This window comes from Streptomyces sp. NPDC058674, assembly GCF_042716505.1.
Lineage (GTDB): Bacteria > Actinomycetota > Actinomycetes > Streptomycetales > Streptomycetaceae > Streptomyces.
Genome location: NZ_JBHXSC010000077.1, coordinates 19322 through 29738 on the forward strand (window position 1 = coordinate 19322; position 10417 = coordinate 29738).

The window sequence follows — 10417 nt, forward strand, 5'->3', positions numbered from 1 at the left end:
TCCGGGGGCTCCCGCTTCCGGCCGGGGGCTTCGCGGCGCGGGGGCCCGGGTGGCGACTCCCGCCGCCTTCAGTTGCGCAGGCGCAGGCCCCGCGGCGTGGCGTGGAAGCCGGAGGACTCCAGGGCCGCGCCGTACGGGGAGGTCAGGGACGCGGCGGCGTTGACGCGCTCCACCGTGAGGGCCGGAACGGTGCCCGCGCGGGAGGCGCTCACGAGGGCCTCGACGGCGGCGGACAGCCGGGGGTCCTCCGGCGAGGGCCAGACGAGGAGCGTCTTGCCGCCGCGCTCCAGGTAGAGGGTCAGCTCGCCGTCCACCAGGACAACCAGCGAGCCGGCCTTGCGGCCGGGCTTGTGGGTGGCCCCGGACGGGGGCTCCGGCCAGGGCAGGGCCGCGCCGTACGCGTTCGCCGGGTCGGCCGCCGCCAGGACCACCGCCGCCAGCGGGGGCGGCGTCCGCTCCGCGGCCCGCAGCCGGTCCACCGCGCCGTCCATCGCGAACTGGGCGGCTCCCAGCCCCTCGACCACGTACCCCCGGCGGGCCTGGCCGCTGTCCTCGAAGGCCGACAGGACCCGGTAGACCGCGCTGAAGCCGCCCTGCACGCCCTCGGCGGCCACCGCGCCCCGGGTCACCACGCCGTGCCGGTCCAGCAGGGTCCGGGCCAGGGCGTGCGCGCGGTGGGTCGGATCCGCCGCCGGGGCCGGCAGCAGGGACCAGCGGCCCGAAGCGGTCGGCGGCCCGGTACGGGACACGGTCGCGCTCAGGGTGCCGTACCGTCCGCGGGGGACGGTACGGCGGGCCCGGTGGGCCGTCGCACCCGCGGTGCGGCCCGAACCGAGCAGCGACCGCAGCGGGGCCAGGGTGTCGTTGGTGAGCCGGCCCGACCAGGCCAGGTCCCACAGCGCCTCGGACAGGGCGAGGTCCGACGCCTCGGGGTGGGTGGCGCGGACGGAGTCCGTGATCTGGCGGAAGAACAGGCCGTACCCCCCGGCGAGGGAGTCCAGGACCGCCTGGTGGAGCGGGCCGGTCTCCAGGGGGTGCGGCGGGGGCAGGAGCAGCGGGGCCGTGTCCGCCAGGTACAGCGAGACCCATCCGTCCTTGCCGGGGAGGGCGCCTGCGCCGGCCCAGACGATCTCCCCGGTGGTGGTCAGCTCGTCCAGGAGGGCGGGGGAGTAGCCCCCGACCCGGGAGGGCAGGATCAGGCGCTCCAGCGCGGAGGCCGGCACGGGGGCGCCCTGGAGCTGCTCCACCGCCCGGGCCAGCCCGTCGAGGCCGCGCAGGGCGCCGCCCAGGTGCTGCCACTGGGGGAGGAAGGTGGCGAGCGCGGTCGGCGGGACCGGCTCCAGCTCCTGGCGCAGCGCGGCCAGCGAGCGGCGCCGGAGCCTTCGCAGCACCGCCGCGTCGCACCACTCCTGGCCGATGCCCGCCGGGTGGAACTCGCCCTGGACGGCGCGGCCGGCCGCCGCGAGCCGGTGCAGGGCGCCCTCGGTGACCGCGGTGCCCAGACCGAAGCGGGCGGCGACCGCGGCCGTGGTGAACGGGCCGTGGGTCCGGGCGTACCGGGCCAGGAGATCGCCCAGCGGATCCTTGACCGGCTCGGTGAACGCCTCCGGGACACCGACCGGCAGGGCCGTGCCCAGGGCGTCCCGCAGCCGGCCGGCGTCCTCGACGGCCGCCCAGTGCTCCGCACCGCCGATCCGGACCCGGATGGCGCGGCGGGCCGAGCCCAGCTCACCCGCCCAGGCCGCGTCCGCGCCGCGCTCGGCCAGCTCCGCGTCCGTCAGCGGCCCCAGCAGGCGCAGCAGGTCGGCCACCGACTCGGCGTCCTTCGCCCGGCGGTCCTCGGTGAGCCACTGGAGCTCCCGCTCCAGCTCCTCCAGCACCTGCGCGTCGAGCAGCTCGCGCAGCTCGGCCTGGCCCAGCAGCTCGGCCAGCAGCCGCGAGTCCAGCGACAGCGCGGCCGCCCTGCGCTCGGCGAGCGGCGAGTCCCCCTCGTAGAGGAACTGGGCGACGTAGCCGAAGAGGAGGGAGCGGGCGAAGGGCGACGGCTCCGGGGTGGTGACCTCGACGAGGCGGACCCGGCGCGCCTCGATGTCGCCCATCAGCTCGGTCAGGCCGGGCACGTCGAAGACGTCCTGGAGGCACTCGCGTACGGCTTCCAGCACGATCGGGAACGAGCCGAACTCGGAGGCCACCTGGAGCAGTTGGGAGGCGCGCTGGCGCTGCTGCCACAGGGGGGTGCGCTTGCCGGGACTGCGCCGCGGCAGCAGCAGGGCGCGCGCGGCGCACTCGCGGAAGCGGGAGGCGAACAGGGCCGAGCCGCCGACCTGGTCGGTGACGATCTGGTTGACCTCGCCGCGCTCGAAGGCGACGTCGGCCGCGCCCAGCGGGGCCTGTGCGTCGTCGAACCCGAAGGCGGGCGGCGCCGCCGGGTCGTGGTCGAGGAGGTCCATGGACAGCAGGTCGGCGTCCGGGAGCCGGAGCACGATCCCGTCATCGGCATGCATGACCTGCGCGTCCATGCCGTACTTCTCCGCGAGGCGGGCCCCGAGCGCCAGTGCCCAGGGGGCGTGCACCTGCGCACCGAAAGGGGAGTGGACGACCACCCGCCAGTCGCCCAGCTCGTCGCGGAAGCGCTCCACGACGATGGTCCGGTCGTCCGGGACGTGGCCGCAGGCCTCGCGCTGCTCGGCGAGGTACGCCTGGACGTTCTGCGCGGCCCAGGCGTCGAGGCCGGCCGCCCGCAGCCGCAGCCGGGCCTCCTCGTCGGTGAGGGCGCCCAGCTCGCGCAGGAACGCCCCGACGGCGCGGCCCAGTTCGAGTGGACGGCCCAGCTGGTCGCCCTTCCAGAACGGCAGCCGGCCCGGCACCCCCGGGGCGGGTGTGACCAGCACCCGGTCGCGCGTGATGTCCTCGATTCGCCAGGAGGTGGTGCCCAGGGTGAACACGTCGCCCACGCGGGACTCGTAGACCATCTCCTCGTCCAGCTCGCCGACCCGGCCTCCGCCCTTCTTGGGGTCCGAGCCGGCCAGGAAGACGCCGAAGAGCCCGCGGTCGGGGATCGTGCCGCCCGAGGTGACCGCGAGGCGCTGCGCCCCCGGCCGCCCGGTGACCGTCCCCGCGACCCGGTCCCAGACCACGCGCGGCCGCAGTTCGGCGAAGGCGTCCGAGGGGTAGCGGCCCGCCAGCATGTCCAGCACGGCCGTGAACGCCGACTCGGGCAGCGCCGCGAACGGCGCCGCCCGCCGGACCAGCGCGATGAGGTCGTCCACCTGCCAGGTGTCCATCGCGGTCATCGCGACGAGCTGCTGCGCGAGGACGTCCAGCGGGTTGGAGGGAACGCGCAGGGACTCGATCGCACCGGTGCGCATCCGCTCGGTGACCACGGCGGCCTGCACCAGGTCGCCCCGGTACTTCGGGAAGACCACCCCGGTGGAGACCGCGCCGACCTGGTGGCCGGCGCGGCCCACGCGCTGGAGGCCGGAGGCCACCGAGGGCGGGGACTCCACCTGCACCACCAGGTCCACGGCGCCCATGTCGATGCCCAGCTCCAGGCTGGAGGTGGCGACGACGGCGGGCAGCCGGCCCGCCTTCAGGTCCTCCTCGACCAGGGCCCGCTGCTCCTTGGACACCGAGCCGTGGTGCGCCCGCGCCATCAGCGGCGGGGCGCCGTGCGCCGCGCCCGACTGGGCCATGACCTCGGCCGGGGGAGCCCCCTGTGGCAGCTGCTCGCCCGTGGCGCGCTCGTACGCGATCTCGTTGAGCCGGTTGCAGAGCCGCTCGGCGAGCCGGCGGGAGTTGGCGAACACGATGGTCGAGCGGTGGGCCTGGACGAGGTCGGCGATCCGCTCCTCGACATGGGGCCAGATCGAGGGGCGGTCCCCGCCCTCGCGCCCTTCCGTGGCGGGCGAGCCGCCCAGCTCCCCCATGTCCTGCACCGGGACGACCACCGACAGGTCGAACTCCTTCGTCGACGGCGGCTGGACGATCTCCACCCTGCCGCGCGGTGCGAGGTACCGGGCCACCTCGTCCACCGGCCGCACCGTCGCCGACAAGCCGATCCGGCGCGCCGGCCGCGGCAGCAGCTCGTCCAGCCGCTCCAGGGACAGGGCGAGGTGCGCGCCGCGCTTGGTGCCGGCGACGGCGTGCACCTCGTCCAGGATCACCGTCTCGATCCCGGCCAGGGCGTCGCGCGCCGCCGAGGTCAGCATCAGGAACAGCGATTCCGGGGTGGTGATCAGGATGTCCGGCGGCCGGGTGGCCAGCGCGCGCCGCTCGGCGGGCGGGGTGTCCCCCGAGCGGATCGCGACCGTGATGTCGGGCTCGGGCCGGCCCAGGCGCACCGACTCCTGCCGGATGCCGGTCAGCGGACTGCGCAGATTGCGCTCCACGTCCACCGCCAGCGCCTTCAACGGCGACACGTACAGGACCCGGCAGCGCTTCTTCGGCTCGGCCGGCGTCGGGGCCGAGGCCAGCTGGTCGAGGGCGGCGAGGAAGGCGGCCAGGGTCTTGCCGGAGCCGGTGGGCGCCACGACGAGCACGTCCGACCCCTCGGCGATCGCCCGCCACGCGCCCTCCTGGGCGGAGGTGGGCGCGAGAAAGGCCCCCGTGAACCAGGAGCGGGTCGCGGGGGAGAACGATTCGAGCGCGGAGCCGACCATGCCCCCATCCTGCACCCCGGCACTGACAACCGCTCGGACCTGGGCAAACACCGGTCCGCCGCGAGGCGCAGAATGGGGGGATGGGCATGGACGAGGGCCGCCGGGAGTGGGCCAGGCACTGGCGGTACCCGCAACTGCCGGGGCTCGACCTGCTGCGCGCCCGCTACGTCCGCCACACCTTCCCGCGCCACGCGCACGACGGGTACGTCATCGCCGCCGTCACCGGCGGCATCGAGGAGGTCGGCCTGCCCGGCACCACCGTGCGGGCGGGGCCGGGCAGCGTGGTCCTGATCAATCCGGAGGTCCCGCACACGGCCCGCGCCGGGGTCCCCGAGGGCTGGACGTACTCCACCCTCTACCCCTCCCGCGCCCTGATCACCGAGGTCGCCGCCGAGATCGGGACCCTGCGCGGAACCCCCGGGTTCACCCCCCACCTGGTCGCCGACCCGGACGGCGCGAGGGCCGTCGCCGACGTGCACCGGGCCGCCGAGGCCGGGAACGCCCTGGCCGCCGACACCCTGCTGCGGGGCGTGGTGGCGCGGATGCTGGGCCGGCACGCGGGCCCGCTGCCGTCCCGTACGGCGCGCGGCGCGGGGGCCGCCCACGCGGCCGCGGCCCGGGCCGTGCTGGAGGAGCGGATGGCCGACCCGCCGTCGCTGGAGCAGCTCGCGGCGGGGCTGGGCACGAGCCCGTTCGCCCTGCTCCGGGCGTTCGGGCAGCGGTACGGGATGCCGCCGCACACCTGGCTGACCGACGCCCGGGTCCGGCGGGCGCGCCGGCTGCTGGACGCCGGGACCCCGCCCGCGGAGGCGGCCGTCGCCGTCGGCTTCACCGACCAGCCCCACCTCAACCGGCACTTCACCCGGATCGTGGGGGTCCCGCCCGGGGCGTACCGCAGGGAACGGGCCGCCGGCTAGGCCCGGGCCGCAGGGGCGGGCGCCCGGGGACCGGTCGGGTCCGGACCCGCGGGCTGCAAGAACGTACAAGACCGGGCCGCCGCACCCTGCGTACCGTCGGGGCGTGGGAGAACATCAGATGGTGATACGAGAGGCCCCCGACGGGGTCGCCGACGAGCGGCCGCGCGCCGCCGTCGTACGGGACGCGCTCGGGGTCGGGGTGGCCGTCGGGCTGTCCGGGTTCGCCTTCGGGGTGACCGCGGCGGGAGCCGGGATCAGCACGCTGCAGGCGTGCGCGCTCAGCCTGCTCGTCTTCACCGGGGCCTCGCAGTTCGCCCTCGTGGGCGCGCTGGCCGCCGGCGGGAACCCCTTCACGGCGGCCGCCGGTGCCTTCTTCCTCGGCACCCGCAACGCCTTCTACGGGCTGCGGCTGTCCCAGTTGCTGGCCCTCCCCCGGGCGGCGCGGCCCTTCGCCGCGCACTGGGTGATCGACGAGACCACCGCCGTGGCACTGGCCCAGCCCGGCCGGAAGTCGGCCCGCCTCGGGTTCACCGTCACCGGGCTCACCCTCTACGTGCTGTGGAACCTCACCACCCTGCTGGGCGCGCTGGGCGCCGAGGCCATCGGCGACACCGCGGCGTGGGGCCTGGACGCCGCCGGGCCCGCCGTGTTCCTCGCGCTGCTCGCACCGATGCTGAAGACCTCCACCGAGCGGGCCGTCGCCGCCCTCGCGCTCGTCCTCGGGCTCGGCTTCCTGCCGGTGCTGCCCGCCGGGGTGCCCGTGCTGATCGCGGCGCTGGCCGCTCCCGCCGTGCTGTGGCTGAAAGGACGCCGCGCGTGAACGTCTGGATCGCCATCGGCCTCACCGTCGTCGGCTGCTACGCCGTCAAGCTCGCCGGACTGCTCGTCCCCGCCGGGGCCCTGGAGCGGCCGCTGGTGAGCCGCCTGTCCGCCCTCCTGCCCGTCGCGCTGCTCGCGGCGCTCACCGCCCAGCAGACCTTCAGCACCGGCCAGGAGCTCGTCCTCGACGCCCGCGCCGCGGGGCTCGCCGCCGCCGGCCTCGCCCTCGTCCTGCGGGCGCCGTTCCTCGTCGTGGTCGCCGCGGCCGTGGCGGTCACCGCGGGGGTCCGGGCGCTGGGCTGGTAGCCGCGCCGCCCGGCAGGCGCCCGTACGCGCGCAGGGTCAGGAGCGCCTCCAGGGTGGCGATGGGCCGCCGCTCCAGCGAGCTGTCCGGCGACCGCTCCCGGCGGTGCACCGGCCAGCCGCCGTCCGGCTGCTGCTGCGCTGCCAGGAAGTCCAGCGACCGGCTCATCTCCTCGTCAGTGAACCAGCCGCGGGCCAGCGACTCCGGCCGCCGCGCGAAGTCGTGCGGGAAGAGCTGCTCGGCCGGTCCGTAGCCGGGAGCGGGCGGGTACTCCGCGCGCCGCGCGGGGTCGAGCACCACCAGCCGCCGCTCGCGCACCAGGCGTCCCAGCCGGTCCGCGGCCGAGGCCGCGCGCGCCCGGTCGGGAACGCCGTCGAGGAAGGCCGCCGCGCTCTGCAGCTCGTACGGATGCGAGTGGCGCATGCTCTCGACCCGGTCCCAGCAGAAGTCCGTCGCCCGGAAGAGCCAGGCGTGCCAGACCCGGTTGCGGTGCAGTACCCCGACGACCGGGGCCGTGGCCAGCAGTTCCCCCGGGGGCTCGCCGTGCGGCGGGTGGTACGGGGCCGCCCGGTGGCCGCGCGGGGCCGGGACGGCCACCGGGAGGGCGCCGTCCGGCGTGGAGACCCGGCTCAGGTGGCCGCAGAGCCGCTCGATGCGCTGCCCGGAGCAGCGGCCGAGGCTGTCCAGGACCCGCAGCGCGTGCGCGGTGTGCAGGGGCTGGCTGAGCGGACCGCGCAGGTCCGGATCGAGCCCGTGGCCGTAGCCGCCGTCGCCGCCGAGGTACGCGCCGAGGGCGGCGTCCACCGGGTCGGCTCCCGCGCCCAGGAAGTGGAAGGCGAACCGCCGCTGCTCCAGCACCCGGGCCGTGAGCCACATGAACTCCTCGGCGCGGGCGATCGGGGCGGGCGGGGCCGGGGCGGCCGTCGGGGGAGCTTCGTCTCCAGGCATGCGGGAAACCGTAGGGCGCCGTGGTGAGGCCGGGAGGGACGAACGGGACGGGTGCACTCTCCGGGGCGGGATACTGGAGGCATGCGGTTGACGATTTTCTGGGAGCGGATGGCGGAGCACTTCGGCGCGGCCTACGCGGACTCCTTCGCGCGGGACCACGTCATGACGGAGCTGGGCGGCCGGACCGTGCACCAGGCGCTGGACGCGGGCTGGGAGGCCAAGGACGTGTGGCGCGCGGTGTGTTCGGCGATGGACGTACCGGCCTCGCTGCGCTGACGCTGCGCGGGCCGGACGCTGCTTCGCCGTATGGCCGGGCCGTGGGCCAGACTTGGCCGCGTGGCAGCCACCGATGAGACGACCGACCAGCCCGCAGACGCCCCGCACGCCCCGCACGGTACGGGCGCCGCGCCCGTGCCGGGCCCGACTGCCGCGGCCGCCGGGGCTCCCGGGGCGCTGAGCGCGGCCGATCCGGGCGGGCCCGGCGGGCCGCCCCCCGGCAGCACCCCCGAGGGGGCGGATGCCCGGATGCCGCGCTGGCTGCCGCGCGCGGTGATCCTCGTACTCGCCCTCGTCGCCTGCTTCCAGCTCGGCAGCTGGGCCTTCCACCAGCTGATCGGGCTGCTGGTCAACATCCTGATCGCGTTCTTCCTGGCACTCGCGATCGAGCCGGCGGTGGCACGGATGGCGGCCCGCGGGATGCGCCGCGGGTTCGCCACCTTCCTGATGTTCCTCGGGGTGCTCGTCTTCGTCGTCGGCTTCCTCGCGCTGCTCGGCTCGATGCTGGCCGGGCAGATCGTGGACATGGTCGAGGGCTTCCCGAACTACCTCGACTCGGTCATCGACGCGATCAACGCGACCTTCCACACCCACCTGTCCCGCCTGGACATCCAGGACAGCCTGCTGCACTCCGACTGGCTGCAGAAGTACGTGCAGAACAGCGCGAGCGGCGTGCTCGACGTGTCCGCCACCGTGCTCGGCGGACTCTTCAAGCTCCTGACGATCGGGCTGTTCTCCTTCTACTTCGCCGCCGACGGCCCGCGGCTGCGGCGCGCGCTGTGCTCCGTGCTGCCGCCCGCGAAGCAGGCGGAGGTGCTGCGCGCCTGGGAGATCGCCGTCGCCAAGACGGGCGGGTACCTGTACTCGCGCGGGCTGATGGCGCTGATCTCCGGCGTCGCGCACTACGTCCTGCTGGCCGTCCTCGGCGTGCCGTACGCGCCCGCGCTCGCGGTGTGGGTGGGACTGGTCTCCCAGTTCATCCCCACCATCGGCACCTATCTCGCGGGCGCTCTGCCGATGCTGATCGCCTTCACGGTCAATCCCTGGTACGCGCTGTACGTGCTGGGATTCGTGGTGGTCTACCAGCAGTTCGAGAACTACGTCCTGCAGCCGAAGCTGACCTCGAAGACCGTGGACATCCACCCCGCGGTGGCCTTCGGTTCGGTCGTCGCGGGCACCGCCCTGCTGGGCGCGGTCGGGGCGCTGATCGCGATCCCGGCCGTCGCCACCCTGCAGGCGTTCCTCGGTGCGTACGTGAAGCGGTACGAGCTGACCGACGACGCGGACGCCTCTACCGCGCGCTTTCTCCGGCGTCGCCGAGTACGGCTGCCAGGGCGTCGTTGACCCAGGCCTCGACGCCGGCCTTGTCCACACCGAGGCCGCTGAGCGGGCCGGTGCCGTTCTCCAGCTCCAGCAGGGCGAGGAGGACGTGCTCGGTGCCGATGTAGTTGTGGCCCAGCCGCAGGGCCTCGCGGAAGGTGAGCTCCAGGGCCTTCTTCGCCGAGGCGTCGAAGGGCACCAGGTCGGGGACCTGCTCCTCGGCCGGCGGCAGGGCCGCGCTCGCGGCGGCGCGCAGGGCGTCCGTCGACGCCCCCTGGGCGGTGAGGGCCAGTACGGCCAGGCCCTCGGGCTCGGCCAGCAGGCCGAGGACGAGGTGGTCGGTGCGGATCTCCGTGTTGCCGGCGGCGCGGGCCTCGTTCTGCGCGGCCACGACGACGTTGCGGGCGCGGGGGGTGAAGCGCCCGAAGCCCTGGTTCGGGTCGAGCGGCGTGTCGCCCTCCTTGTCGGCCTTGGGGACGAATCGCTTCTGGGCGGCCTGGCGGGTGACGCCCATGCTGCGGCCGATGTCGGTCCAGGAGGCGCCGGAGCGGCGGGCCTGGTCGACGAAGTGGCCGATGAGGTGGTCCGCCACGTCGCCGAGGGCCTCGGCGGCGACGACGGCGCCGCTGAGCTGCTCCAGGGTGTCGGTGTGGACCTTCTTGATGGCCTCGATCAGGTCGTCGAGGCGTACCGGATTGGCCATGCGGACGGGTTCCACGGAAGGGTTCGTCATGGCGCAACCGTAGGTTGACAGTCGGAGGGTGTCAACCTCAGGTTGTCATTCACGGTTGATGGGTGGTAGCGGGCGGGGGCGCGGGGCCGGTGGTCGCGTCGGCGGGGCCGGAACGGGCTGGATGGTCGGGTCCGTGGCGCGGCGGCGGGGGTGCGCGACCGGGTCGGACGGATTGCGGCGGCCCGCCCCCGTGGCCAGCCCGGGTGGGGTAGCGGTGGTCCTGGCGCGGCTGGGGGGAGGAGCCACCGTTCCACACCCCGGTGTTCGTCATGACCCACCACCAGCGCCCCCCCGTTCACGCTGTCCGACACGACGTTCCCCTTCGTCGCCGTGGGGGGGGGCCGGGCCGGGGGCCCCCCCGGGGGGGGGGGGGGGGGGCCCGGCGCGGTGGCCCGCCCCGGCGCCGGGCGCCCCCGGAGGGAGGGGGCGGCGGGCGCCCCCC

At 75.7% G+C, this 10417-nt stretch carries 8 protein-coding genes and 1 pseudogene; 6 read left to right on the forward strand and 3 right to left on the reverse strand.

The features are described from left to right. Positions 1–68 precede the first annotated feature (68 nt). Positions 69–4658, reverse strand: coding sequence for an ATP-dependent helicase (locus tag ACFWU6_RS29070; RefSeq protein ID WP_383983895.1), 4590 nt, complete (start codon positions 4656–4658; stop codon positions 69–71). Between the two features lie 80 nt (positions 4659–4738). Between ACFWU6_RS29070 and ACFWU6_RS29075 the strand changes: the two genes are divergently transcribed. From ACFWU6_RS29075 to ACFWU6_RS29085, 3 genes are all read left to right on the forward strand, one after another. Continuing rightward, positions 4739–5575, forward strand: a complete 837-nt coding sequence (locus tag ACFWU6_RS29075; protein WP_383809870.1) for an AraC family transcriptional regulator — start codon at positions 4739–4741, stop codon at positions 5573–5575. A gap of 118 nt (positions 5576–5693) precedes the next feature. Then, positions 5694–6395, forward strand: a complete 702-nt coding sequence (locus tag ACFWU6_RS29080; RefSeq protein ID WP_383810721.1) for an AzlC family ABC transporter permease — start codon at positions 5694–5696, stop codon at positions 6393–6395. After that, a complete protein-coding gene (locus tag ACFWU6_RS29085) occupies positions 6392–6700 on the forward strand; it encodes an AzlD domain-containing protein (protein ID WP_383810709.1) in 309 nt (102 codons plus the stop codon). The genes ACFWU6_RS29080 and ACFWU6_RS29085 overlap by 4 nt, the downstream gene beginning before the upstream one ends. On the opposite strand, the gene ACFWU6_RS29090 is transcribed toward ACFWU6_RS29085, so the two are convergent. Then, positions 6669–7646, reverse strand: a complete 978-nt coding sequence (locus ACFWU6_RS29090; protein ID WP_383983898.1) for a hypothetical protein — start codon at positions 7644–7646, stop codon at positions 6669–6671. The two genes, ACFWU6_RS29085 and ACFWU6_RS29090, sit on opposite strands and share 32 nt — an antisense overlap. An 81-nt stretch (positions 7647–7727) precedes the next feature. Between ACFWU6_RS29090 and ACFWU6_RS29095 the strand changes: the two genes are divergently transcribed. Together ACFWU6_RS29095 and ACFWU6_RS29100 are read left to right on the forward strand one after the other, a co-directional pair. Next, positions 7728–7922: a DUF3046 domain-containing protein gene (locus ACFWU6_RS29095; protein ID WP_266783889.1), complete on the forward strand. Its 195-nt coding sequence runs from the start codon at positions 7728–7730 to the stop codon at positions 7920–7922. Positions 7923–8171: 249 nt separating this feature from the next. Next, complete coding sequence (locus ACFWU6_RS29100; RefSeq protein WP_383810718.1) at positions 8172–9266, forward strand: AI-2E family transporter; 1095 nt, start codon at positions 8172–8174, stop codon at positions 9264–9266. Here ACFWU6_RS29100 and ACFWU6_RS29105 read toward each other — a convergent pair. Then, positions 9214–9975, reverse strand: a complete 762-nt coding sequence (locus ACFWU6_RS29105; RefSeq protein ID WP_383983901.1) for a Clp protease N-terminal domain-containing protein — start codon at positions 9973–9975, stop codon at positions 9214–9216. The genes ACFWU6_RS29100 and ACFWU6_RS29105 overlap by 53 nt on opposite strands. Before the next feature lie 221 nt (positions 9976–10196). On the opposite strand from ACFWU6_RS29105, the pseudogene ACFWU6_RS29110 reads away from it, so the two are divergent. Further along, positions 10197–10302, forward strand: a pseudogene (locus tag ACFWU6_RS29110) (deaminase); the annotation flags it as partial. Positions 10303–10417: the final 115 nt, after the last annotated feature.

Bases quoted from the DNA above. Each gene is read 5' to 3' on its own strand.
- ACFWU6_RS29100 (WP_383810718.1), top strand. From the start codon at position 8,172: ATGCCGCGCTGGCTGCCGCGCGCGGTGATCCTCGTACTCGCCCTCGTC.
- ACFWU6_RS29070 (WP_383983895.1), bottom strand. From the start codon at position 4,658: ATGGTCGGCTCCGCGCTCGAATCGTTCTCCCCCGCGACCCGCTCCTGG.
- ACFWU6_RS29095 (WP_266783889.1), top strand. From the start codon at position 7,728: ATGCGGTTGACGATTTTCTGGGAGCGGATGGCGGAGCACTTCGGCGCG.
- ACFWU6_RS29080 (WP_383810721.1), top strand. From the start codon at position 5,694: ATGGTGATACGAGAGGCCCCCGACGGGGTCGCCGACGAGCGGCCGCGC.
- ACFWU6_RS29090 (WP_383983898.1), bottom strand. From the start codon at position 7,646: ATGCCTGGAGACGAAGCTCCCCCGACGGCCGCCCCGGCCCCGCCCGCC.
- ACFWU6_RS29105 (WP_383983901.1), bottom strand. From the start codon at position 9,975: ATGACGAACCCTTCCGTGGAACCCGTCCGCATGGCCAATCCGGTACGC.
- ACFWU6_RS29075 (WP_383809870.1), top strand. From the start codon at position 4,739: ATGGGCATGGACGAGGGCCGCCGGGAGTGGGCCAGGCACTGGCGGTAC.